Raw genomic sequence first — 24,098 nt, 5'->3', positions numbered from 1 at the left:
TTTTTCTCTCAGCATGTTTCAGGCATCAAATAATGAGATAGAAACCGCTTCTCCCGGCTCCATTTTCCCTTGTTCGATTTCAAGCAAAATATAACAATTCGCATTGGCTATTGAAGACATGATCCCAGAGCCTTGTTTGCCGTTGGGTTTCACCCATAGCTGGCCTTGACTGTCAACAAAACAGATCCCTCTTTGGAAGTCTGCGCGACCTGGTCGTTTGTAGATAGTCTCGGCACATTTAGCTTGCAAAGTAAGTTTAGAGGAGGGCAATTCGCCCATCATTTTTTTTAGAAGTGGCGTTACTAGCTGCTCAAAGGTCACAAACGATGACACAGGGTTACCGGGTAAACCGCAAAACAACGTTTTACTTATATGACCAAAGGCAAAAGGTTTACCTGGCTTTATCGCGACTTTCCAAAAATCGATATGGCCGATGTCATCCAACACTTGTTTGACGTAATCCGCATCGCCTACTGAAACGCCTCCACAACTAATGATCATGTCAGCTTCCTGACTAGCTTGAAGAAACACCTTTGACAAAGATTCTGGATGATCGCGCACGATTTCGTAATGCAGAACGTCTACGGCCATTTTATGTAATAACCCATGCAAAGCAAATCGGTTACTTTCGTAGATCTGGCCAGGCTCAAGGGCGTCGCCAGGTTGAACAAGTTCGTCACCGGTAGCAATGACTGCAACCTTTGGTTTGCTTTGAACAATGACCCTATCAATACCAACCGATGCGATTAATGCCAAATGGGCAGGGGATAAGCGTGTACCTTTTTTTACCACCGTTTGATCCTGACGAATATCTTCTCCAGCCAATCTAACGCTATTACCGCGCCTAACCGCTTGATTGGTCGTGATGCGATTATCCGATTTGGTGACATTCTCTTGCATTAATACCGTATTGGTACCCTTTGGCAATATGCCACCTGTGGTGATCCGGACACAATATCCTGCTTTGACTGACTCCGTAAACGGCTTTCCAGCAAGTGCTTGCCCTTGAATCATCATGGTCGTATTGGTTGGTAAGTTTTCATCGACAAAAAACGCATAACCGTCCATTGCCGAATTGTCATTTGGTGGAACATTCACTCGGGATTTTACTGATTCCGCCAGGACACGGTTCAACCCATCAAACAAATTGACTTGTTCATCGCGCGAATTTGGATTGCAGCTTGATAAAAGATGCTCTAGCGCTTCGCTAATCGGCTTTAAGCCAGGTCTATCGCAACCTGTATCCATTTTTGATTCACTCTTATTTTAATTCTAGGCCCATTGTAGTTCGGGTGTTTCTTTTTAAAAATGACAGCTTATTTCATTATCCAATGGTATTAGATTCGAGATATAAAAAAAGCAGATAGACTCTGCTTTTTTGACAGTAATAAACAATCAACACTACTCAGAACACAACAGAAGCAACAATTCTCAGGATACCGTGTTTAGAGTCGAGTCCAACCTCTACATTTTTTCGACTTTGTACCCTTTCGATTCCAACATAGCCAGTACGCTGTCTTTTCCAACTAAATGAAGCGCGCCTACTAATACAAACTCTTTGTTTTCATTGCCAAACAATGCTTCAAGTTTAGGGAGCCAATTTTTGTTTCGTTGGACTAACAAATCATTGTATACCTGGGGGTAGTCATTCATCATGTCCGTCAATCCAATATCCGCCAACGCTTGACTGTCCCCTTCGCGCCAAGCCGTAATCATTTTTGGCATCATTTCTTGAACGGTACTGATATCTTTGAGGGTGTACTTAATCATGGCATCTTCTTGGCCTTCGCCCATTTTTGCTAACAAAGATAGTTGTTCTTCCGGTTCTTCAAACCATTGATTCGCTTTACCATCACCAATACCCTTAGTGGCAAAGTACATGTCGACACCAGCGCTGTTAATGCCCATCATTTGAAGTTCTATTACCGTCAAGGTAATGGCTAAAAAGCTAGGAAGGAAAGGTAGAAAATTTTGCACAGGGATATTTCGTGCAGCTAAATGCGTTTCCAATTGAGCAAAAGTTTCTGCGGAGATCAATTCTTTAACCGTTTTGCCGCCAGGTAAAAACATATATTGCATACTGACTTGCTGAAATTCAGGCGAGTTCATTTTAGCAATATCGGTTTCAAATACTAAGGTATCCGACATCTTATACGCTTGCTCGTATTTTTCGGGTAATGGGTAATCATTTTGGCTTAGCAGGTGAATGGTTCCGCCAACATAAATTTGATCTTGTCCTTTTGAAACTTTCCAAACCGATGCTGCTTGACAGTTCAATGTAATAGCAGCAGTGAAAAGTGTGATGAATAATTTTTTAAACATTCAGAGTCGTCCTTTTGTTAAATCAAATACCTTGGGAGTCGGCATTATGCATTGAAATGTGGTGTAAAAGAAGAGACAAATTGATTGCCCCTTTAATGACAATACGCACTTTTTCAGTGCAATAAATGGTAAATGTGGAATAGCCTAGATTTCTATCTATCTGAATCTATTGGTTTTTATCCTTGGCATAAATAATGGATAGTAATTTTATTGGTCCTATCTGCTGGGGCATTGAACTAAGCAGATTACATGAAAATGTGTAATGCAAAAGGCAAAGAAGCCTGTGATGAGCTGAGAGGTTCATCACAGGCTTTTTTTTTGCTTACGCCACAAACAGAGGAAAATTTATGTCTTCACTCAGCCAGGTTAAAGTTGTTGTTGTTGGCAATGGAATGGTAGGCCATCAGGTTGTTGAACAATTGCGCCAAAAATCTGATGAAGTGCAGATCACGGTGATCGCGGCCGAGGCAAGATTAGCCTATGACCGGGTACATCTATCTGAATATTTTACCGGTAAAACCGCAGAACAATTGGCATTGACTGATGAAGCGCAATACCAAGAGATGAACGTAAATTTTCACCTCAACACTCGTGTCACAAACATTGAACGTAAGGAAAAATTTGTCGAAACCGACAGTGGCCAGCGATTTTCATACGATAAACTTATTCTCGCCACTGGCTCATATCCATTTGTACCACCGATTACAAGGCATGAACAAGAACACTGCCTGGTCTATCGTACGATTGAGGATCTCGAAGCGATACAAGCCTCAGCAGACGTTAGCAAGGTAGGCGTCGTTGTGGGAGGTGGCTTGCTGGGTTTAGAGGCTGCTAACGCGTTAAAACAAACGGGATTAGAAACCCATGTTGTGGAATTTGCACCGCAACTTATGGGTGTACAGGTAGATCCCACTGGTGGCAACGTTTTAAAAAGCAAAATCGAAGCCCTTGGTGTGACGGTGCATGTGCAAAAAGCGACTCAAGTAATTAAAGAAGGCGAAACGTCTCGTTACCGTATGGAGTTTGCTGATGGGACGTTTCTTGAAACTGATATGATTTTGTTTTCCGCAGGCATCCGACCCTGTGATCAGATAGCTAAAGACAATGATCTGGAAGTGGGTCCCAGAGGCGGGATTATTATCAATAACCACTGTCAAACCAACGATGACGACATTTATGCTATTGGCGAATGTGCCTTGTGGAACAATTTTATCTTTGGTTTGGTAGCGCCAGGCTACACGATGGCTAGAGTAGTAGCCGGGAATATCTGCGGCCACCCACAAGAACAGTTTACCGGGGCAGACATGAGTACAAAACTAAAACTCATGGGAGTAGATGTAGGCTCTATCGGTGACGCCCATGCTAAAACGCCCGGAGCACTGACATACACTTATGAGAATCAGCCAGAAGGAATATATAAAAAACTGGTGATATCTGAAGCGGACAACAAACTCATAGGAGCGGTGCTTGTTGGCGATAACAGCGACTATGACACGTTACTTCAATATGCGCTAAATGGCATTGATCTGCCAGAATTCCCAGAGCAACTCATTCTTCCTACCTCCCGGGGTGATTCGCCTGCGCTAGGTGCTGATGCTCTGCCCAATGAGGCCTCAATCTGCTCTTGCCACAATGTTAGCAAAGGCGACATTATTGCTGCGGTTGATGCGGGTAGCTGTGATTTGGGGGCAATTAAACAATGCACTAAAGCATCAACAGGTTGCGGAGGATGTTCAGCCCTTTTAAAAAATGTTTTTGAATCTGAATTGCAGAAACGAGGTGTCGTGGTCAGCACCGATATTTGTGAGCATTTCTCCTACTCACGACAAGACCTTTTTAACATTGTAAAAGTTGGAAAAATTAAAACTTTTCATGACTTGTTAGCAAAACATGGTCAAGGATTGGGGTGCGAGATATGTAAACCGGCAGTAGGCTCTATTCTAGCCTCGGTTTGGAACGATTTTGTTTTGCAACCTGACCATGTGGGATTACAGGATACCAATGATACCTATCTTGCCAACATGCAAAAAGACGGCACATATTCGGTCGTTCCTCGTGTCGCAGGTGGCGAAATCACGCCAGCTAAACTCATTGCATTAGGTCAGGTTGCGCAGAGATATCAACTTTACTCAAAGATTACTGGTGGCCAACGAATTGACTTGTTTGGTGCAAGAGTCGAGCAACTGCCACTAATTTGGCAAGAATTAATCAAAGCTGGTTTTGAAACCGGTCATGCCTACGCTAAATCTTTGCGCACGGTAAAATCTTGTGTGGGTAGTACCTGGTGTCGATTCGGTGTTCAAGACAGTGTCACACAAGCGATTGATATTGAAAATCGCTACAAGGGTTTGCGTTCACCACATAAGCTAAAAATGGCAGTGTCAGGTTGCACGCGAGAGTGTGCCGAGGCACAAAGCAAAGATGTGGGCATTATCGCCACAGAAAATGGCTGGAATATGTATGTTTGCGGTAACGGCGGAATGAAACCACGTCACGCGGATCTTTTTGCCACCGACCTTGATACAGAAACACTTATTCGATATATCGACCGTTTTTTAATGTTCTATGTACGCACTGCAGACAGATTACAACGCACGTCTGTATGGATGGAGAACATGGAGGGTGGTTTGGAATACCTCAAGCAAGTGATTATTGACGATAGCTTGGGACTTGCAGATGAATTAGAAGCGCAAATGCAACATGTTGTAGAAACCTATCAGTGTGAATGGAATACCGCCATTCAAAATCCCACAAGCGTAAAGCGCTTTCGTCAATTTGTTAACAGTGACGAAAAAGATATGAACATTGTTTTTGTTGAAGAGCGTGGGCAAATTCGTCCTGCTAGAGAGTCCGAAAAAGTAGAACTTTCATTGAATGCAGATGAGGGTTTTTCTAGCGCTAATTCTACCGACAAAGCTGAAGCTGTGGTTTAAAGGAGCAAAGTATGAATACACAATGGATAACAATCTGTAAAACACAAGACTTGGTAAAAGGCTCTGGCGTCTGCGCGCTTGTTAATGGCAGGCAGGTTGCATTGTTTAATTTGGGACTAGCACAGGCGAAAGTGGTCGCGACCAGCAATTGGGATCCGATTGGTAAAGCGAACGTCATGTACCGCGGAATAATTGGAAGTGAGTCCAACACTCCTTACATTGCCTCACCGTTGCACAAACAACGCTATAGTTTGCTAGATGGAGCAAGTTTGGATGGGAATTCTGAGACCCTGGTAATGCACCAGGTCAAACTTGAAGACCAGAATGTATTGGTGAAGTTGAGCCACTAAATGAAAACTGTGCACAATAAACCTGTGGACCCATGCGTTCATACCCAATTACAAGCGCCACAGTTGATTCAAAGCACATGCCCGTATTGTGGTGTAGGGTGTGGGGTTGACATCCAAGTATCTCAAAATCGTGACCAAAAAGTAAATATTCAAGCAATTAATGGAAGTATTGATCACCCGGCTAACTTCGGCAAACTCTGTGTAAAAGGATCGCACCTTCTTGAAACCAATTCACCTGAAGGGCGCATGGTTACCCCCAGTATCAAAGGGAAAGCCAGTAATTGGCAAGAGTCGACTTCTTATGTCGCTAAAAAAATCAAACAAGCGATCGAAGAGTTTGGCCCGGATTCAGTAGCATTTTATGTCTCTGGGCAATTGCTTACGGAAGATTATTATGTCGCCAACAAGTTAATGAAAGGGTTTATTGGTAGCGCAAATATTGATACCAATTCACGTCTTTGCATGTCTTCGGCGGTTGCCGCACAAAAAAGAGCGTTTGGTGCAGACTCGGTACCCTGTAGTTATGAAGATCTAGATATGACCGAGCTGGTGATATTTGTCGGTTCAAATGCCGCTTGGACCCATCCTGTACTTTACCAACGCATTGAACGAGCCAAAGCACTAAACCCATCGATGAAAACGATTTTTATCGATCCTCGAAAAACAGCCAGCTGTGAAAACGCTGACTTACATTTAGCAATAAAACCCGGTACCGATGTGGCCTTATTTAATGGTTTATTGCGATACCTAAAGCAAAATAATGCGTTAGATGCTGAGTTTATAGAAAAGCACACACTTGGATTTGAGCAGGCCATTGAGGAAGTCGAAGATTGGACACCCCTAAAAGTCTCTAAAGTGTGCGATTTACCTATTAATGATGTTCTACATTTTTACGAGGCGTTTACTCAATCAAAATCATCAATCAGTTTCTATTCTATGGGGGTAAATCAATCTAGTCAGGGCGTAGATAAGGGCAATAGCATCATCAATTGCCATCTGGCAACAGGTAAAATTGGTAAACCAGGTTCAGCGCCTTTTTCTATTACTGGTCAACCTAATGCTATGGGGGGGCGAGAGGTAGGGGGATTGGCGAATATGTTAGCGGCTCATATGGATATTGAAAATGAAACGCATCATGACATCGTTTCCAACTTTTGGAATACCTCTAAATTAGCCAAAAAAGCGGGTTTAAAGGCTGTCGATCTGTTTGACGAGGCTGTCAAAGGTAAAATCAAAGTGTTATGGATTATGGCAACTAACCCTATGGTGAGCATGCCAAATAGACATAAAATAGAAAAAGCCTTACAACAATGTGACACCGTGATCGTATCGGATTGTGTGTCTGACAGCGATACACTTAAATTGGCAGATGTTTGTTTACCGGCTAGTGGTTGGTCTGAAAAAAATGGCACTGTGACAAATTCCGAACGAAGAATTTCCCGACAAAGAGGCGTGTTGCCACCTCCAGGCCAAGCTAAGCATGATTGGCAAATTATCTGTGAAGTGGCAAAAGAGATGGGCTTTGGCGAAGCTTTCGATTACCGACATCCCGCACAAATATTTGCTGAGCATGCCAAGCTAAGCGGTATGCAGAATGATGGACGTAGAGATTTTGATATTTCAATGTTCAGTGAGATAAGCACCCCAGAGTATGATCAATTGAGGCCCATTCAATGGCCTGTTACTCCGTCCAGCCCTCATGGAACTAAACGACTGTTTACCGACAACCGATTTTACACTGCCACTGGTAGAGCAAATTTTATCGTCACACATCTCAAGCTACCAGAAAAAACGCGTAGTGAAGATGATTTATTTGTGCTTAATTCTGGACGTTTGCGTGATCAGTGGCACACCATGACTCGCACCGGCAAAGCTAGCGAATTACTTGAACATAAAGATAGCCCCTTCCTGGATATTCATCCTGAAGACGCACGTCGATTGGGGCTTAAACAAAATGACCTCGTTTCTATCCTAAGTGAATCCAATAAAAAGAAAGATGTGGTTTTGCCCATTAATACAAGTGATGACGTGAGGGAAGGGGAGTTGTTTGTTCCCATTCATTGGAATGGTTCATGGGGTAGCTCATCGTCAATAGGGGCCTTGTTTGACGATACGGTTGACCCGATTTCCGGACAGCCAGAATTAAAGTACGCTCAGGTAAAATTGGAACATAAAAAATTACCTTTTCAATGCCAAATCTTGTGCAAAAGTGCATTGCAGGAACGTGCTCTAAGTAAGCTAGATTATTGGCAGATGAGCAGAGTTGGCGACTTGTATTATTATCATTTCGGTAATGTCGACACTCCCATTGACCGTAGCGTTTTATGCGAATTATTTGTTACCAACGATTTAACGCTCTTGACAGAATCAGGGAAAGGTAAAAACAATCGAGAGGTTTCGATGGTGGCGCTAAAAAACAAAGCGCTTGAAGCTTGTTTTTACATTGATTCAACGGTCACAAAACAGATTTTGTTGTCGATGAAATCGCTATTTAAGCGATGCGAATTGGACAATCAAACCTTAGGCAAGTTGTTACGTGGTCAATACGACTTGGGTCAAAGCAACCAAAAACAGATATGCAGTTGCAACAAGGTGAGTGAAGCTGAAATACAGGGCGCCATTGCCAACGGTATCAATACCGTGGAGAGTTTAGGAAAATCTTTACAATGCGGCACAAATTGTGGGTCCTGCAAGCCAGAGATTCAATGCCTTATTAATCAATCTCAAACTACTTCTGATCGCATAACGCTTTCAAAAATCAACGTTGTGGAGGTTGCATAGTATGTCCAGAGTGAGTGAAAGATTCGGTTTTTGTATGCACAGCACCTTATCGAAGCCCTTTTTACTGTTTGAGAGATTTAAAAGTAGGCGTTCCTTTAGTGATGGGTTTCATAAAGCCAACGAGCTGCTGCCAGTTAAAAAAAGTCATGTAAGGGACAATAATACCAAAGTTTTCTTAATAGGGGCGGGCCCGGGCGATCCAAATTTGTTGACAATGAAAGCCTATCAAGTCATGCAAACCGCCGATGTTGCGCTTGTTGATTGGTTAGTTAATCACGAAATTAGAAAGTTGCTTCCCCGTTCGGTCGAACAAATATTTGTCGGCAAAAAGTGTGGCAAACATGCAATGACGCAACAAGCCATATGTCAGCTTATGGTTGAGTTGGCTAAACAAGGAAGGCGTGTGGTTAGGCTAAAAGGAGGTGACCCGGCTATCTTTGCCAGAATAGCAGAGGAATGTGAAGTCCTGCAGGCTCATCGTATTCCTTATCTGGTTATTCCAGGTGTTACGGCTGCCGCTGGAGCCTCTGCTTATGCTGGCATACCGCTTACCGATCGCGAATGTGCCCAATCAGTTCGCTTTGTAACGGCCCACTTAAAGAAAGGGCAATCAATTAACAGTTGGCCACAACTACAATCTTTTATTGCAAACGAAACCTTGGTTATTTACATGGGACTTGGGTCATTACAGGCTATTACAGAGCAGTTAAAGCGCATCGGAATGCCAAAAACTACGCCCGTCGCAGTAATCGACCAAGCGACCTTAGCGGATCAACAAGTGATCACAGGCAATCTAGGCGATATTGCTAGAAAGATCGCGAGCGCCAACTTTGAAGGGCCGTCGCTGATTATTATTGGCGAAGTCGTTAATAGAAGAAATCCAAACTTTTGTGTCAGCAATGATATGATCCGCGGAAAATTCCCCTTAAACCAACCAGTATGAGCGCAGCATTCAAACAATATATTCAAGCAATTGGAAGAGGACAACGAGCAGGTCGGACACTCTCTCAAAGTGAAGCTTATGACGCGATGTCGATGATCATTTCCGGAAGCGTAACGGCCGAGCAGAAAGGCGCCTTCTTGATGTTGTTAAGAGTCAGAGAAGAAACACCGGAAGAATTAGCCGGTTTTGTTGAAGCCTTTGATCATCATACTATCAAAGAGGTCACCTCACTCGAGACTGATTTGGATATGGGGTGTTACGCAGGGAAACGACGTCAACACCCCTGGTTTGTGTTATCAGCGTTATTGCTTGCTCAAACAGGAAAACGATTGTTTTTGCATGGTACACATGAACCTGACTCCAAGCGCCTGTATTTGAGTGTGGTGTTACCGAGCTTAGGTATCCCAACAGCGCGAAATGCAACGCAAGCACAATCACAGCTAACCGAGTCAGGTATGTGCTATATGGACCTGATTGATGTCAATCCGCAACTGGACGAAATTATTCAACTAAGAGAGCAGTTTGGATTGCGTTCATGCGCTAACACCCTAGCTCGAATGCTCAACCCAAGCCGCGCTAGGTTTAGTCTGCAAGGCGTTTTCCATAAAGGTGTTGACGAGAAACATAGTCAAACGGCGGCGTTACTGGGGAATTCAGACGTACTGTGCTTCCGAGGTGAAGGCGGAGAGATCGAGTTTAACCCCGAAAGAGACGTCACCCTTCAGATATGCCGAGCGCGTCACCAATCTGATATCAGCGTATCTGCGGTGCAACAAAACTGGCAAATGAAGCCAAAACAATTGGATTGTAAAAAGTTAGTTCACGTTTGGCAGGGAGAAGAAGACAGTTACGCTTTTCACACAATTGTCGGGACATTGGCTATCATGTTGACATTAGTCAACGACCTTGAATGGACTGACGCTTACCGCTATGCAAAGGAATTGTGGCTTTCACGCAATAAAACTTGGCCATTTGACCTTTCCTGTTAAGTCGATTCTGCTTGAATATGTCACTGATCAAACAGCTTGTCCGCTAAAGCGTGTTAAATCCGTTTACATAGCACTAAGGACTTTACTATATTCGGGTAATTTATTTGCTCCAACTAGAACATTTGAACATCATATTTTGTTTTTCATGCTATTAAGAAATATACGATTCTAAAAAACACAATAAAATCAATGTGTTATGATTATCACATGTTTGTAACTTATTGATTTACAAAGTTTTTACGATAACGATACGAATTGAAAACAGACAATGCAAAATTTTTATTGCATAACTAAAGGTGTTCGAGAATGGTCTCGAATGCTTATACCTTGTTAGGTTATGGAGTTAACAATGAAAAAATGTTTAATTGCGATTACTGCACTTGCTGCGATGAGTGCAAATGCATCGATGTTTGATAGTAATGAGTATCGTTTTAAAGGTGACACGTATTTCGCCGGATTTTGTAAAGCGGTGCTAATGGATGATGTTAAGATGTTAAAACATCAACTACGTTCTCAAGTTGGTAAAGTTGCAGGGAGTACGGATGGCGTTAAACGCGCGGTTACATCTGTAAATGGTGTGCAGTGTGATGGAAAGGATTTGATTACTTTCTCAAAGGAACGAGAAGCCAATAGTGTACTTGCTTACCTTGATGTGACAAGTTTCTAAGATGTTAGTTATTCATCAAACTTACGGCAAAATAGCCTGCCTTGCAGGCTATTTTTAATTTTTAGCCCAAAAAAATACACTTTGCTTCATGTTGGTGCGAATCATTGATCATTGTAAAGAAGCAATACCCGTATCTGTCTCTCCCTTAGGCCATTAATCTTTTATTAATCAATGTGATAGCAAATAAATATAAAAATTTATTTGAATTGAAGTGAATGGCGCATCCTTTGCAGTTCTTATTCCAACGTCTACGCACTTACGCTCTTAGGTTATTTAACGTATAGGGCATTGTTCAGTTAATACAATTGAGTGAAAAAATAGGAAAACCGCTTGACAGTTGTTGTACATGAAAAGCTCAAAGTCTTATTAATCGATGAAGATCATGCAAAAGTGCAAGGGTTTAAGGATGCCTTGTGCGACACAAGATATGTTATTGCTCACCATTCAGGCAAACACGCGAGCTTGTTAAAAACTGTTGATAAATTGCAGCCAGACCTTATCGTCATTGACATCGAGAGCCCAAGTCGGGATATGTTGGAAAGTCTCAGTACGCTAAGCCATTTCAATCCAAAACCGATTGTAATGTTTAGCACAGAGCAAGAAACAGAAGTCATTACTCAATCTGTGCAAAGTGGGGTAAGTGCTTATATTGTTGGAGACGCTGACCCTGAAAGAGTCACCCCGATACTAGACGCTGCGGTTGCGCAGTTTGCACAATTTAATTCATTAAAGACAGAGCTTATTGAAACCAAAAATCAACTTGATGCTAAAGAAGTCATTGATAAAGCCAAGAGACTGCTGATTAAAAGTAAAGGGTTGAGCGAAGAGCAAGCCTTTCATTCAATGCGTAAGATGGCCATGGACTCAGGGCAAAAAATGGAAGACGTTGCCAAAACAGTTGTTTCACTATTAGACAGTTTTCACAAGGGAGCACGTAGCGTATGAGTCAACTTAAACGCACTATCAATTTGGGCTTTATTCCATTGACTGACTCAGCACCACTTATTGTTGCCAAAGAAAATGGATATTTTGAAAAGTGGGGTTTAGACGTAGAGCTATTAAAACAAAACTCATGGGCAACGCTTAGAGATAAATTGCATGCCGGCTTGCTAGATGCAGCACAAATGCTAGCGCCCATGCCTATTGCAAGCGCGTTGGGTCTTGGAACAATTAAAACGTCCGTCATTACACCACTGGTATTGAGCTTAAATGGTAACGCAATCACCTTATCTGAATCCTTGCATCAGGAAATTCTCAAAGCAAACCAAATTACTTCAATAACTTTACCTATGGCTGCATACCTTCTGCAAAATGTGGTGAATTTGCGAAAGCAAAAAGGCGCCCCAAAACTTATGTTTGCCAATGTTTTTCCTTTTAGTTGTCATTACTATCAATTGCTTGATTGGCTGGCGTCAGGACAAATAAATAGGGACGATGTTGACATAGTTGTGGTACCGCCGGTCAATATGGTTTCACATTTAGAGTCAGGCGAAATTGATGGATTTTGTGTAGGAGGACCTTGGAATGCTAAAGCTGTAAGGTCAGGTATTGGCATTACCGCTTTAACTTCATTTGATATCTGGCAAGATTCACCCGAAAAAGTACTTGGATTATTATCTTCATTTCAACAACAACATCCTGACACTGTGTTAGCAATCTGTGCAGCTTTGCAAGAGGCTTGTCAATGGTTGGAGACGGTGCCAAATCGATTTGAGGCTGCGAGGTTATTGAGTAAAGTTAAATACTTGGATGCGTCGATTGACGTAATAGCCCCCTCCTTATTGGGAAGCTGTCTGACTCATATTGAACGGTCGCCAAGGAGTATTCCGTCTTATAATCAGTTTTCTGCAAACCGAAATGGAACGATCAATCAACCAGAACTCGTTAGAGGTGAGTGGTTAATAAAGCAAATGCATCAGGCGGGTCAACTCAACATGGAAGATATTCCAGATGATTTTATTGCCAGTGTTTTTAGACCTGACATCTATCAGAATATGAGGTGTTTGTTGAATGAAAATGCTGGAATAAAATCGAAATGCACCGGCACCTAGTTGGTGCGACTTTGCACCGAATAGTAAAATTTCTTTTTTACGGTGTGTTTGAATTTATTTAACTAACTGAAAATTAAAGAGAAAAAAACTGGCATCATCAATGCTACGACAAAACTAAGATTTCAAAACAAACATAATGGTGTCGAGTCTTACTTAGTTAGCGCAAGCACATTGCGTTTGATTTGGTGAGACATTACACGTTTGGCAAAGAGGCCTATACAGGATCACGCATGTGATTTGTATGGGTCTTTTTTTTTGCCTGGTTTTTGCTAAACCTCTGAAATCAAGCTACTTTTCATGTGAATACAAAAGAATGTAATTCAAATTGTGCACATGAGTTGACTAAATTTAAAACAATAATTTATTACACACACATTGCAACAAGGAAAATCATGGAAACCAAAACACACAAAAAACATGCAATCGCTTTAGCGTTTGCTATCTCGACGGTTCAATACACAGGCTTGGCGCAGGCTAATGATATTACCGAAGCGTTGACATCAGGTACGACCAAATTAGATATGCGTTTAAGATTAGAATCTGTTGATCAAGATAACGCATTAGAAGATGCCAGCGCGCTCACATTGAGAACGCGTTTAGGTTATACAACAGGCAGTATCAACGGTTTTTCAGCAACCATTGAATTGGAAGATAACCGAATCGTATTAGGCGAAGGGGATTACACCGTAGGACCCACTGGTTTCAATCCAGGGCAGTATTCTGTTATCGCTGATCCAGAATTTACCGAACTTGACCAGGGGTTCATACAATATAAAAACGACTCTGTCTTAGTGAAGTTAGGTCGACAAGTTTTAACTTTTGATAACCACAGGTTCGTTGGTCACGTTGGATGGCGGCAAGATAGGCAAACTTTTGATGGTGTGAGTGCCAAATTTACACCTTCTAAAAATGCCTCTGTCACCTATGCATATTTAAATCAACGGAATAGAATTTTTGGGGAAAGTGCAGACCTTGATTCAAAGGACCACGTAATAAATGGTTCATACAAAACCTCGGTAGGCACATTGACAGGTTATGGTTATTTTCTTGAAGTTGATAACGATACCGAAAACAATTTAGACACCTTTGGTGTGCGTTTTAACGGCGTTAAGAGCCTTGATAATTTAAAGGTGTTATATACTGCTGAATTTGCGTCACAAAGTTTTGAAACTGCGGAAGCAGACTTTGATGCGGACTATTTGTTTGTCGAAGCGGGAATTCAAGTTAGTGGAATTACTGCCAAGCTCGGTTATGAGTCTCTTGGCTCAGACGACGGACAATTTGGCTTTGCCACGCCTTTAGCCACTTTACACAAATTTAACGGTTGGGCCGATCAATTCTTGGCCACGCCTGCGCAAGGTTTAGTCGATACCTCATTTGCATTGTCAGGTAGCCTTGGGGGAGGAAAGTGGTTAGCGGTTTATCACGATTTTGAGGCAGATGATGCTACCGCAGAAATTGATGATTTAGGATCGGAGATCAATCTGCAATACACCAAAAAGTTTGCCAAGCATTATAATGCAGGTATTAAATTCGCGAGTTATTCAGGGGAAAGCGGTAGGGTCGACGCAGACAAACTATGGGTATGGGTTGGTGGCTCCTTTTAAACTCTAAAAGAAAAGGTGCCTAACGAAAATACCCGCTAATTTAGCGGGTATTTTTTTATAAGACTAATGAGCGAGAATGCTTAGTGCTCTGCTAGTTCACTTGGTGTGAGATAGCCGTCTTTATTGACATCCAGCTCAGCAAAAACCGCTGACAATGCTGGATCACTTGCTGCTTCTTCAACACTGATACGTCCGTCTGTATCTGTATCGAGAACTGCTAATTTGTCCTCTTGAGCAAATACAGAGCCTGCAGCTAGAACTAATGCGCTAAATAAAATTGTCTTTTTCATGGTCATTTCTCCATTGATAAGTTTTCGCGTTATATTGGTACTTTAAAACTTCATGCGCTTTCGCGTCACTTTGAGTAAATAGCAGCATCTTTCCCGTGCTGCATGACCTTACTATTACAGTTTGCGTGCCAACTTGAAGATAACCATATATATCAGTAGCTTAAATTGGTTTTTGTTAGGTTATGCGTAACCATTGTGTGGTGTGGGCGTAAATAACACCTAATTGTGTTGTGCATTTTAGACACTTATTTTTTTCATATGAAAAAATGCATATAAATCAGAAAGATAAAGTGAAGCGAAAAGGGTACGATGACCCTTTCGCAATGAAATTAAAGGATTTTACGTGTTTTGAGCACTATGAAATGGTATTGCTAATCCACACGGTTTGATAGGGTGAGAGAACCAGTTGTGGCTCGTCGAAATTAATCAAGTTGCCACTTATCAAGTCCCACCAGCAATCGGTACCAATCAAATTGATATCCGAAAGGAATACCTTTTTGGGTTGGTCTGAAACATTGGAAATACAAAAGATACTTTGACGTCTATCCATGCTTTGGCGCCAAAAACCAAATAGTTTTTTACCAAGTTGCAACGTGAATTGTGTAGCATTAGGATGAAATGCTTTTTGTTTAATCCGAATTGACAGCAAATGAGTGAGTCGAGAGAGTGCTTTGTGATGTTGGCTTAGCTTATCCTCTAATGCGTTTTCTAGTGCGCTGTAATCCCACCTATGACGATTAATAGAACGATTATGACTGGTGTTTTTCACTTTTTCGTAGTCATTACTGGTGGCAACAAGGCTATGAACATATATCCCCGGTATGCCCTCCAGCGCGAACATAATTTCATGAGCGCAAACAAATCGCTCTAATCCCCATTTATCTGGTCCTTTGGTTGTGCCTTGCAATGCATCGAATAAGGTAATGTTTATCTCATAGGGTTTTTGTTTGCCACCTTCTCCCGAACGCCAAGAAACCAAGCCACCAAAGCCTTGCATGGTATTGAGCAGCGTTGCGAGTTCTTTATCATTTAGTAAGCCCTCCGCGGGTCTTAATCCAATGCCATCGTGGGACGCAATGAAGTTAAAATACGCAGTGCCATTTTGAGCTGGAGGCATGCTCATTAACCAACTTTTCAGATAATGGCAGTTTCCAGTAATAAGTGTGTTCACTAAAAGCGGTGGCAATGAAAAATTGTAAATGGCATGAGCCTCGTTTGCATTGCCAAAATACGTTAGGTTTTCTCTATTGGGAATGTTTGTTTCGGTAATGATAATAGTGTCTGGTTGTGCGTATTCAATCAGAGTACGCAGTAATCTAACAACTTCGTGGGTTTGCTCTAAGTTAATACATTTAGTCGCTGATTCCTTCCATAAAAAGGCAACAGCATCTAGCCTAAAAATTCGCACGCCATTATCCAAATATTGACGAATAATAGAAACAAAGGTTTCCAATACTTTTGGATTTCTAAAATCAAAGTCAACTTGATCATGGCTAAAAGTACACCACACGTTTTTCTCGCCTGATGCGGTTTCCGTTTCTTTAATCAGCGGTGACGTTCTTGGCCTGACAACATGTTCGGTGTCGAAGCTATCATCTAAGGTAAAGAAAAAGTCATGCCCGATCCCTTCACCTTTGATGAAGTTGTCGAACCACGCACTGCGAGCAGAGCAATGGTTAATAACTAAATCAGACATTAAACAAAAGTCTTCGGCAATTGAGGATATTTCCTCCCAACCACCAAGTGATTCATTGACGCTCGAATAGTCTATAACTGAGAAGCCATCATCAGAACTATAAGGAAAAAAGGGCAGAATGTGCACAGAGTTGATTGTTTCCGCACAGTAGTGGTTTAAGAAACGGTGAAGTGTTTGTAAAGGGGCTTCGTTCTCTGCTAGTACACTATCGCCATACGTAATTAATACGATGTCTTCTTCACTCCAGAGGTTTTTGTGTGGCTCCGGCGCTAGCAAACTATCTGCGCTGTTGAGTCGCATTGTTGTTAGCAAGCTAATGGCGATATCATCGATGGTATCGTCACCCAGTATTTCGTCATAAACTACAGACAAATGGTGAGTGACTTTTTCTAACAGGTGAGTATAAACAGAGTCCATTTTGGCTCCTTAGCGTTTAAATTCTTGATAATCTTCTTCAACGGCATCTTTTATACGATCCAATACATCTGGCATCGCACTAACAACACGGTTCCAACTTGGAATGAAAGGCGTTTCCATTGGGTTGTCCAAAAAACTTTGACCTGCTTTCATAATATTTTGTGCGAACATCTCAACGGCTTTCTCTTCACTGTGTATGTCCAAATCAAGGCCGTTCATCACTGCATCATTGTGATAAGTTTCGATAAAGTCTAAAGCGATGCGGAAGTAAGTGGCTTTGAGGGTTCTGAATGACTCGGTAGAGAAAGTAAAACCCTGAGTGGCTAACTTTCTGAAAAGTGCCTTGGTAATATCGATCGACATTTTTGATAAACCACCTTGATCATTGTGCAAGGAGAGATCCTGGTGTTTGTGATCATAATTCTCTGCGATATCGACCTGGCAAAGTCGATTGTGAGAGTAGTTTCTGTGCATTTCGGAAAGAACGCCAATTTCTAGTCCCCAGTCACTTGGGATCCTAATGTCGTTGAGTACGTCTCGACGAAACGAAAATTCGCCTGCTAAGGGGTAGCGGAAGCTGTCCATAAACTCAAGGTATTCATTATTTCCTACTGTTCGCTTTAACGCTCTTAACAGGGGCGTAACGAGCAACCGCGATACTCGGCCATTTATTTTTCCGTCTGCTACCCGTGCGTAATAGCCTTTACAGAATTCGTAATTAAATTGGGGATTGGCAACAGGATAAATTAACTTGGCAAGTAAAGAGCGGTCGTAAGTCAAGATATCACAATCATGCAAAGCGACAGATTCCGAACGACCGGTTGCTAAGATGTACCCCATGCAGTACCAAACATTCCTCCCTTTGCCCATTTCTTTTGGTGCAAGCCCAATTTCAGCTAATTCGGCGTCGATCGCTTTGAGTCTTGGGCCATCATTCCAAAGTATTCGATGATGCTGTGGCAATGTGTCAAAAAAGGTTAGGGCGCTTTGATATTGCTCTTTATTCGCTCGATCTAAACCAATAACAATTTCATTTAAGTAGGGGACTTTCTTGATGTGCTCAATGATTTGAGGCATGGCTTTGCCTTCAAGTTCTGAATATAAACTTGGTAAAAGTAACCCAAGGGGGCGCTTTTTAGAGTAGCCTAGCAACTCACTTTCCATCTCTTCAATTGGACGTTTTGCCAAGTTATGTAGCGTGGTGGTGATACCGTTTTGATAAAAATCGGCCATTTTCGCCTCCTAAAGAGTATTAGTTAAAATTTGTTTAATTGTTTGTGCCCACCCTTCTGGACCATGCAACTCGCTGGTGTAGACGTTTTTTGTCTTTTTCAAAGTTGGTGGCGGGTTAACAGGCGACGTTACTCGAACCGCGATGTTTGCGGCCTCTAACATCGCTGCGTCGTTTTGTCCGTCTCCAAGTGCAATAGAATGACAATGTAAATTGGGAAATTGGCGAGAAAATTCTTTGACCAGCCAGTTCATTGCCGCACCTTTATCACATTCCCCAGATACATGAAGAAATCGTCCACCTATCAACGGACGTGCACCAATAGAGGTTATTGCGTTAAGAAAACGCTGTTTTTCCTGCTCATCGCCCAGCCATAAAACCGGTTCACCAAATTGACGATTGGACGCACGTTTGGCTTCTTTTTCTGATAAACCTGTAACGTCACATATTTGCTTTGTAGTCATTTTAGAAAAATAGGTGAACTGATTTTCGAAATCTTTTTCAATTCGTTTTAGCAAACTCAGCCAATGGCTTTTTTTAGACGTAAATTGACGTACCCAATGATTATTGAGCCACTGGGTGTTGGCAGGCTTTGTTTTGAAAAAACCGTGAGGAATATAAATTGCTGCACCGTTTTCCACGATAAAAGGCCCCGTTAATCCTATTTCCTTGCGCAATTCGACCATTTCTTCAAACGTCTTGCTGGTATTGGGTATTACAGGAATTTTATGTTGTTTAAGTTGTTTAAGCGTTTCCGTAGCAGGAGCGTGACTATAGGTATGGTGATCTAGCAATGTGCCGTCCATATCAGTAAAAACTAAGTACTGTATTTTTTGGCCTGGCATTAACTCTGCGTGGGTCATTTGATTACCCTCGCAGAGACAATGTTACGTTCACTATCTAACTCAAAAACGGTTTCGCATTGTTCATCGAGCGTTGCTAACCCGTGCTCGGTAAGGCGTTGGTAATATTGTATAAAACGACGAATTTGTTGATCACTCATTAAACCAGCGTGATTGGAATTATTGCCCTCAACCACACCCAACGTAAGCTTGAGTTTATGCTCTTGCTCACAGCGCCACGTCTCTACAGATTGAAAGCTTGGTGCTTTTAACATGATCCAGTAGTCCATCATTTTATACAAAGGTTCATAACTAATATGAAGTTGTCTATTAACGTAATGCCTCCAAGCTCCGGTGGTATCTTCTTCCAACTCTAATCGATTGATGGGATCTGCCAACAACGATGTAGGTTGAGCGTTAACCCCCCAACACCAACCTTCCATAATGACGATGTCGACGGGTTTATCCACATTGAGCCATTGAGAATGCTCAAAGGGGTCGTCAGTCGCTTTGTTAAATCGGGGAATGGACAACGGAAAACGACGCTGTTTGAGGTCGGTCAGAACGGTTTTTAGCGTTTCTACATCGTGTGTTCCAGGCACTCCTCTAGTTGCTAACAATGGATGGATCTTGATAGACAACGCCAGCCGTGTTGCTTTTGAAAAGTAAAAATCATCGAGAGATAGTGTGATCACGTTCAAACCGCAAATTTTTGTTAGGTACTCAACTAAAAAGTCGCTTAATGTAGATTTTCCTGAACCTTGGCAACCATTGATACCGACAAAAAAGGGTGTTTCCGCACCGTCGTGGTGCAATTCCAGGGATTTGCATAAGGGAATGAACCATTTTTGCGCAATGTCGACGAATTTAGAGCTCAATTGATGTCGATAAATAAAACTACCCAGTAAATCTTGTAAATCGGTATCAGTACTCAACATAGCGCCCTTGTATATGCGATTGCGATGAAAAAGTGTTAGTGGTAGAAGTAAGTATTGACAGTGGAACAATCTAGCACTATTTCACTCAATCCTTCATCTAACTACTCAGCATGCCATCAACAACCATGCCAAACAGCGCAAAAAAACTATAATTGGCCGTAATCATGTAGATCATAAACACATGTTCCCTAATCATTTGTTGATAATTATTTGGATGTCTAGTTTAAGTGTAGTTTACGTGCGGCTAGGGACTTTAAGAATGAATCGCTTTATAAATATTCTCTAATAAATGTTCGGTTTTTGAGTTGCGTTGTGGCAGTAAAGTAGGGTTAAATGCAGCAACAAGTGAAAGATTAAGTGGATAAATCGTTCTATTTAGAAAGACAGGGTAAAACATTGTTTTAGCCTGACATTATTAAAAGTTAAGACTCCGAGCCTCTTTTCCTAAGTTCTTAAAATGAATAAGGCAACTTGGCCGCGATAAATTTTATCGCCAGGGTTAAAAGGGAAACCTGATAGCCTCCCGCAATACTGACAATGTTTGTTGGTAACTTTGGAAAGGTGTTTAATGTGTTAGAAGATAAATTTGGCAGGCGCTTTCACTATTTGCGCCTGTCTATTACTGACGTTTGCAATTTTAGTTGTGAGTATTGCCTGCCTGACGGATACCAGTGTGACTCTGATCGCAATTTTCTGACGGTGGACGAGATCCGCACAATCGCCTCAACTTTTGCCAGTCTGGGTACGAGTAAAATCCGAATCACCGGAGGAGAGCCTTCTCTGAGAAAGGACTTGCCGCAAATTATTAAAATTTGTACGCAAACGCCTGGCATTGAACAAGTCGCCATCACGACCAACGGATATCGCTTGCCACAGCATATTCATAGTTGGGCAGAGGCAGGTTTAACGTCACTAAATGTCAGTGTCGACAGCCTGGATCCGCGAATGTTCCAAAGTATTACTGGCCAAGACAAACTTGACACTATTCTTGCCGGAATCGATTTAGCACTTGAATTAGGCATTAAGGTTAAGGTAAACGGTGTCCTTATGCGCCAATACAATGCCAATGATCTGCAACAGTTTTTGGATTGGATTACAGACAAACCTATCACTTTTCGCTTAATCGAATTGATGCAAACAGGGGATAATGTCTCTTTCTTTCAGGCCAATCATGTTGCCGGTGAACCGATCAAACAAACTCTTTTACAGTCGGGTTGGACACAGGTGATCAGAGACAAAGCCTCGGGACCAGCTCAGGAATTTACCCACCCTCAATATCAAGGCAATATTGGCTTGATCATGCCTTACAGCAAAGACTTTTGTGCTAGTTGCAATCGTCTTCGTGTCAGTGCCACGGGCAAATTACACCTATGTTTGTTCGCCGATAAAGGTTTAGACATCAGACCTTATATCCAAAGTGGTGATGACAATGGGTTAGCCAATCAACTGCAAGCCTTGCTAGGTGATAAAGAGGCAAGCCATTGGTTAGACAAAGGTATGACTGGCGCAACTAAACACCTTGCCATGCTCGGTGGCTAGCCGTTTTGATAGTTAAGTTGATGACCGGCAATGATGCCCGAGAAAGTAATGTTTAGTGCTCAAAAAAGCCTGGTCTCTGGGAAAATATTGGGTGTCGTGTTAGCCGGTGGACAATCTTCTCGAATGGGCACTGACAAAGCATCACTTGAAATTAGAGGCCAAAACTTTCTTGAAAAGACAAAAGCGTTGTTGCGCGACACGGGCGTTGACGAGGTCGTTGTGAGTGCTAATCATATTGAAGGTGCTATGAGAGACATACAACGTCATTGCGGACCAATGTCTGCATTTCACGCGTTGGCGAACTGGGCCAAAGTCATTGAATTTGATTTGGCAATCGTGATGCCGATTGATATGCCTCTTGTAGATGCAGATTGCTTGAAGTTATTGATTGAAAAAACAACAAAAACCGATACAACATGTTGCTTCGAAAGCTACCCGTTACCACTTTGTCTGCGCTTAAATAGACATTTTATTGAAAAAACAAACGAACTGATGATAAAGAAAGAGTTTGCCATTAAAAATATACTCACTGAAATGTCAGCCACTTTTTGTTCATTACCCGAAAAATATAAATACCAATTTAAAAACGTGAATACGCCTGAACAGTTTTCTCAGGTTACGGCGATTTACAATCAACGACACTGAAACGAAAGAGGAAAAACAATGTCTGCTTCTGCTGATTTTACCGGATTGAATGTTGCCGTGTTGACGGTTTCTGATACCCGCGATGAGGAAACTGACACATCTGGGCGGTATCTATACAACGCTGCGATTGAAGCGGGTCATCGTGTACTTGAAAAGCGCATTGTGAAAGACGATAAATATCAACTTCGTGCTGTCGTTTCTGGCTGGATTGCCAGCGGTGATATTCAGGTAGTGTTGTGCACAGGGGGCACGGGGTTTACTGAGCGTGATACCACACCAGAGGCGCTGAGCGTTTTGTTCGACAAAGACATTGAAGGATTTGGAGAGTTATTTAGACACATTTCTTATGGCGAGATAGGTACGTCGACAGTGCAATCTAGGGCTTTGGCAGGAATGGCAAATGGAACGGCAATATTTTGTGTACCGGGTTCTACTGGGGCATGCAAAACAGCATGGATAGGCATTTTGCGTGAGCAACTAGACAGCACCCATCGACCTTGCAATTTTGTCGTGCATCTCAAAACGTCAAGTTCGATGCCTTGTGCCAGCAGGAACTAGGTGAGTGACAATGACAGACATAAAATTAAGTCATCTTAACGAACAAGGGCAGGCGAATATGGTTGATGTGACCAATAAGTCATCAACCTTTCGTGAGGCCAAGGCTGTTGGTTATGTGAATATGCATCCCAAAACCTTGGAATTGATAACACAAGGTAAACATGCAAAAGGAGATGTGTTTGCGGTGGCAAGAATTGCAGGTATTCAAGCCGCCAAAAAGTGCGCAGATCTTATCCCTTTATGCCATCCGCTGCTATTAACAAAAATACACGTATCCTTTTTTCCTGAGCCTGAAAATAATCGCGTTAAAATAGAGTCTTTGTGTAAACTTAGTGGACAAACCGGCGTCGAAATGGAGGCTTTGACGGCTGTTTCTGTGGCGGCTTTGACCCTATTTGATATGTGTAAGGCCGTTGATCCATTGATGGTGATCAGTGACATTGGCGTTGAACACAAAAAGGGTGGGAAAAGTGGCGATTGGCAGCGTGAGAACCGATCAGAGAGTGCGCTATGAAAATACTGTTTTTTGGCCAACTTAGAGAATTGTTAAACGTCACTGAGTTACAACTTGATGCTACACCTAGCGATGTTTCGGCTTTGCTTGAACATTTATCCGCTCAAAATGATCAATGGCGACAATACTTATCATCAGACTCTATTTTAGTTGCAGTCAATCAAACTCTTTCAGATAAACATTGCAAGCTTAATGAACATGACGAAGTAGCATTCTTTCCGCCAGTTACCGGTGGATGAGTGGTTAGAAAAACAAGAATTTGACGATGATTAAGAGTGAACTTTCAGCTAATTTATCACCAAATGATTACATCAGTGTACAGCATGATGATTTTGATTTGGCGCATGAGTATCGCAATTTGGCAAACAACTCCCAATGCGGCGCGGTGGTGACGTTTTGCGGTTTAGTGCGGGATATGAACCAAGGCAATCAGGTTGTTGCACTTGAGTTAGAACATTATCCGGGTATGACTGAAAAATCTCTCATGGATATTATTAATTTGGCCAGACAAAGGTGGCAACTGGGAGATGTCCGAATCATTCATCGTGTCGGAAAACTCTCGTTAAATGAACAAATCGTGTTTGTAGGGGTGAGTTCTCAACACAGAACCGATGCATTTGACGCCTGCCAATTTATCATGGACTTTTTGAAAACCAAGGTGCCACTGTGGAAAAAGGAACAATCTACAGAGGGGGAATACTGGGTTAATGCAAGGCAAACAGATCAACAACAAGTTAAAAAGTGGATCTCGTAGATAACCGAGAACGATTTTTGAAGCATTCGTG

Annotated in this window: 22 protein-coding genes and 1 riboswitch; of the genes, 15 read left to right on the top strand and 7 right to left on the bottom strand. The window is 42.1% G+C overall.

Annotation, left to right across the window (positions count from 1 at the left end):
* Positions 1–18: 18 nt before the first annotated feature.
* Together glp and FM019_RS15460 are read right to left on the bottom strand one after the other, a co-directional pair.
* Positions 19–1,248, bottom strand: a complete 1,230-nt coding sequence (gene glp / locus FM019_RS15465; protein WP_143836863.1) for a gephyrin-like molybdotransferase Glp — start codon at positions 1,246–1,248, stop codon at positions 19–21.
* A gap of 216 nt (positions 1,249–1,464) precedes the next feature.
* The gene (locus FM019_RS15460; protein ID WP_143836862.1) at positions 1,465–2,322 is read right to left on the bottom strand and encodes a TraB/GumN family protein; all 858 of its coding nucleotides are present in this window, start codon (positions 2,320–2,322) and stop codon (positions 1,465–1,467) included.
* Between the two features lie 347 nt (positions 2,323–2,669).
* On the opposite strand from FM019_RS15460, the gene nirB reads away from it, so the two are divergent.
* The 9 genes from nirB to FM019_RS15415 all read left to right on the top strand — a co-directional run bounded on the left by nirB (position 2,670) and on the right by FM019_RS15415 (position 14,643).
* The gene (gene nirB, locus FM019_RS15455) at positions 2,670–5,255 is read left to right on the top strand and encodes a nitrite reductase large subunit NirB (protein ID WP_143836861.1); all 2,586 of its coding nucleotides are present in this window, start codon (positions 2,670–2,672) and stop codon (positions 5,253–5,255) included.
* A gap of 11 nt (positions 5,256–5,266) precedes the next feature.
* Positions 5,267–5,605 (top strand): nitrite reductase small subunit NirD, encoded by a 339-nt coding sequence (gene nirD, locus FM019_RS15450; RefSeq protein WP_143836860.1) that lies wholly within the window; start codon positions 5,267–5,269, stop codon positions 5,603–5,605.
* Positions 5,606–8,386 carry a nitrate reductase gene (locus FM019_RS15445; RefSeq protein WP_143836859.1) on the top strand — a complete coding sequence of 927 codons (2,781 nt, stop codon included), beginning with the start codon at positions 5,606–5,608 and terminating at the stop codon, positions 8,384–8,386. It abuts the gene before it with no gap.
* A 1-nt stretch (position 8,387) separates the two neighbouring features.
* On the top strand, positions 8,388–9,329 hold the full coding sequence (gene cobA, locus FM019_RS15440) for a uroporphyrinogen-III C-methyltransferase (RefSeq protein WP_143836858.1): 942 nt from the start codon (positions 8,388–8,390) through the stop codon (positions 9,327–9,329).
* A complete protein-coding gene (locus tag FM019_RS15435) occupies positions 9,326–10,318 on the top strand; it encodes a glycosyl transferase family protein (RefSeq protein ID WP_143836857.1) in 993 nt (330 codons plus the stop codon). Before cobA ends, FM019_RS15435 begins: the two co-directional genes overlap by 4 nt.
* Before the next feature lie 349 nt (positions 10,319–10,667).
* Positions 10,668–10,985: a DUF3718 domain-containing protein gene (locus FM019_RS15430; protein WP_143836856.1), complete on the top strand. Its 318-nt coding sequence runs from the start codon at positions 10,668–10,670 to the stop codon at positions 10,983–10,985.
* A 330-nt stretch (positions 10,986–11,315) separates the two neighbouring features.
* On the top strand, positions 11,316–11,930 hold the full coding sequence (locus FM019_RS15425) for an ANTAR domain-containing response regulator (protein ID WP_143836855.1): 615 nt from the start codon (positions 11,316–11,318) through the stop codon (positions 11,928–11,930).
* Positions 11,927–13,036: a CmpA/NrtA family ABC transporter substrate-binding protein gene (locus FM019_RS15420; protein WP_143836854.1), complete on the top strand. Its 1,110-nt coding sequence runs from the start codon at positions 11,927–11,929 to the stop codon at positions 13,034–13,036. The genes FM019_RS15425 and FM019_RS15420 overlap by 4 nt, the downstream gene beginning before the upstream one ends.
* A 392-nt stretch (positions 13,037–13,428) precedes the next feature.
* Positions 13,429–14,643, top strand: coding sequence for an alginate export family protein (locus FM019_RS15415; RefSeq protein WP_143836853.1), 1,215 nt, complete (start codon positions 13,429–13,431; stop codon positions 14,641–14,643).
* An 80-nt stretch (positions 14,644–14,723) separates the two neighbouring features.
* Here the strand turns inward: FM019_RS15415 and FM019_RS15410 are convergent, their stop codons facing one another.
* The 5 genes from FM019_RS15410 to FM019_RS15390 form a co-directional block, all read right to left on the bottom strand.
* Positions 14,724–14,933, bottom strand: coding sequence for a hypothetical protein (locus tag FM019_RS15410; protein ID WP_143836852.1), 210 nt, complete (start codon positions 14,931–14,933; stop codon positions 14,724–14,726).
* A 355-nt stretch (positions 14,934–15,288) separates the two neighbouring features.
* Positions 15,289–17,046: a sugar phosphorylase gene (locus FM019_RS15405; protein ID WP_143836851.1), complete on the bottom strand. Its 1,758-nt coding sequence runs from the start codon at positions 17,044–17,046 to the stop codon at positions 15,289–15,291.
* Between the two features lie 9 nt (positions 17,047–17,055).
* The gene (locus FM019_RS15400; RefSeq protein ID WP_143836850.1) at positions 17,056–18,279 is read right to left on the bottom strand and encodes a glycosyl transferase; all 1,224 of its coding nucleotides are present in this window, start codon (positions 18,277–18,279) and stop codon (positions 17,056–17,058) included.
* A 9-nt stretch (positions 18,280–18,288) separates the two neighbouring features.
* Positions 18,289–19,140 (bottom strand): HAD-IIB family hydrolase, encoded by an 852-nt coding sequence (locus FM019_RS15395; protein WP_260681644.1) that lies wholly within the window; start codon positions 19,138–19,140, stop codon positions 18,289–18,291.
* Positions 19,137–20,057: a kinase gene (locus tag FM019_RS15390; protein WP_143836849.1), complete on the bottom strand. Its 921-nt coding sequence runs from the start codon at positions 20,055–20,057 to the stop codon at positions 19,137–19,139. Before FM019_RS15390 ends, FM019_RS15395 begins: the two co-directional genes overlap by 4 nt.
* A 416-nt stretch (positions 20,058–20,473) precedes the next feature.
* Positions 20,474–20,637, top strand: a riboswitch (molybdenum cofactor riboswitch).
* Here FM019_RS15390 and moaA point away from each other — a divergent pair.
* The 6 genes from moaA to moaE all read left to right on the top strand — a co-directional run bounded on the left by moaA (position 20,628) and on the right by moaE (position 24,067).
* Positions 20,628–21,596: a GTP 3',8-cyclase MoaA gene (moaA, locus tag FM019_RS15385; RefSeq protein ID WP_143836848.1), complete on the top strand. Its 969-nt coding sequence runs from the start codon at positions 20,628–20,630 to the stop codon at positions 21,594–21,596. Its footprint overlaps the riboswitch before it by 10 nt.
* A gap of 30 nt (positions 21,597–21,626) precedes the next feature.
* A complete protein-coding gene (locus tag FM019_RS15380; RefSeq protein ID WP_143836847.1) occupies positions 21,627–22,241 on the top strand; it encodes a molybdenum cofactor guanylyltransferase in 615 nt (204 codons plus the stop codon).
* A gap of 18 nt (positions 22,242–22,259) precedes the next feature.
* Positions 22,260–22,799 (top strand): molybdenum cofactor biosynthesis protein B, encoded by a 540-nt coding sequence (moaB, locus tag FM019_RS15375; RefSeq protein ID WP_143836846.1) that lies wholly within the window; start codon positions 22,260–22,262, stop codon positions 22,797–22,799.
* 10 nt (positions 22,800–22,809) lie between these two features.
* Complete coding sequence (gene moaC, locus FM019_RS15370; protein WP_143836845.1) at positions 22,810–23,313, top strand: cyclic pyranopterin monophosphate synthase MoaC; 504 nt, start codon at positions 22,810–22,812, stop codon at positions 23,311–23,313.
* Positions 23,310–23,552: a molybdopterin converting factor subunit 1 gene (gene moaD, locus FM019_RS15365; protein WP_143836844.1), complete on the top strand. Its 243-nt coding sequence runs from the start codon at positions 23,310–23,312 to the stop codon at positions 23,550–23,552. The genes moaC and moaD overlap by 4 nt, the downstream gene beginning before the upstream one ends.
* A gap of 26 nt (positions 23,553–23,578) precedes the next feature.
* Positions 23,579–24,067 (top strand): molybdopterin synthase catalytic subunit MoaE, encoded by a 489-nt coding sequence (moaE, locus tag FM019_RS15360; protein WP_143836843.1) that lies wholly within the window; start codon positions 23,579–23,581, stop codon positions 24,065–24,067.
* The last annotated feature ends 31 nt before the right edge of the window (positions 24,068–24,098 follow it).

This window comes from Aliiglaciecola sp. M165 (assembly GCF_007197995.1).
In the GTDB taxonomy this organism is placed as follows: Bacteria; Pseudomonadota; Gammaproteobacteria; order Enterobacterales; family Alteromonadaceae; genus Aliiglaciecola.
Note: the sequence above shows the minus strand (reverse complement) of the source record. Positions and strands in the feature narration are given on the sequence as shown.

What these genes read in the sequence shown, in the direction of transcription:
- FM019_RS15395 (WP_260681644.1), bottom strand. Translation starts at nt 19,140, where the DNA reads ATGACCCACGCAGAGTTAATGCCAGGCCAAAAAATACAGTACTTAGTT.
- FM019_RS15430 (WP_143836856.1), top strand. Translation starts at nt 10,668, where the DNA reads ATGAAAAAATGTTTAATTGCGATTACTGCACTTGCTGCGATGAGTGCA.
- FM019_RS15410 (WP_143836852.1), bottom strand. Translation starts at nt 14,933, where the DNA reads ATGAAAAAGACAATTTTATTTAGCGCATTAGTTCTAGCTGCAGGCTCT.
- FM019_RS15415 (WP_143836853.1), top strand. Translation starts at nt 13,429, where the DNA reads ATGGAAACCAAAACACACAAAAAACATGCAATCGCTTTAGCGTTTGCT.
- moaC (WP_143836845.1), top strand. Translation starts at nt 22,810, where the DNA reads ATGACAGACATAAAATTAAGTCATCTTAACGAACAAGGGCAGGCGAAT.
- nirB (WP_143836861.1), top strand. Translation starts at nt 2,670, where the DNA reads ATGTCTTCACTCAGCCAGGTTAAAGTTGTTGTTGTTGGCAATGGAATG.
- FM019_RS15380 (WP_143836847.1), top strand. Translation starts at nt 21,627, where the DNA reads ATGATGCCCGAGAAAGTAATGTTTAGTGCTCAAAAAAGCCTGGTCTCT.
- cobA (WP_143836858.1), top strand. Translation starts at nt 8,388, where the DNA reads ATGTCCAGAGTGAGTGAAAGATTCGGTTTTTGTATGCACAGCACCTTA.
- FM019_RS15445 (WP_143836859.1), top strand. Translation starts at nt 5,606, where the DNA reads ATGAAAACTGTGCACAATAAACCTGTGGACCCATGCGTTCATACCCAA.
- FM019_RS15460 (WP_143836862.1), bottom strand. Translation starts at nt 2,322, where the DNA reads ATGTTTAAAAAATTATTCATCACACTTTTCACTGCTGCTATTACATTG.
- FM019_RS15435 (WP_143836857.1), top strand. Translation starts at nt 9,326, where the DNA reads ATGAGCGCAGCATTCAAACAATATATTCAAGCAATTGGAAGAGGACAA.
- FM019_RS15420 (WP_143836854.1), top strand. Translation starts at nt 11,927, where the DNA reads ATGAGTCAACTTAAACGCACTATCAATTTGGGCTTTATTCCATTGACT.
- moaD (WP_143836844.1), top strand. Translation starts at nt 23,310, where the DNA reads ATGAAAATACTGTTTTTTGGCCAACTTAGAGAATTGTTAAACGTCACT.
- moaB (WP_143836846.1), top strand. Translation starts at nt 22,260, where the DNA reads ATGTCTGCTTCTGCTGATTTTACCGGATTGAATGTTGCCGTGTTGACG.
- FM019_RS15405 (WP_143836851.1), bottom strand. Translation starts at nt 17,046, where the DNA reads ATGGACTCTGTTTATACTCACCTGTTAGAAAAAGTCACTCACCATTTG.
- glp (WP_143836863.1), bottom strand. Translation starts at nt 1,248, where the DNA reads ATGGATACAGGTTGCGATAGACCTGGCTTAAAGCCGATTAGCGAAGCG.
- FM019_RS15390 (WP_143836849.1), bottom strand. Translation starts at nt 20,057, where the DNA reads ATGTTGAGTACTGATACCGATTTACAAGATTTACTGGGTAGTTTTATT.
- FM019_RS15400 (WP_143836850.1), bottom strand. Translation starts at nt 18,279, where the DNA reads ATGGCCGATTTTTATCAAAACGGTATCACCACCACGCTACATAACTTG.
- moaE (WP_143836843.1), top strand. Translation starts at nt 23,579, where the DNA reads ATGATTAAGAGTGAACTTTCAGCTAATTTATCACCAAATGATTACATC.
- nirD (WP_143836860.1), top strand. Translation starts at nt 5,267, where the DNA reads ATGAATACACAATGGATAACAATCTGTAAAACACAAGACTTGGTAAAA.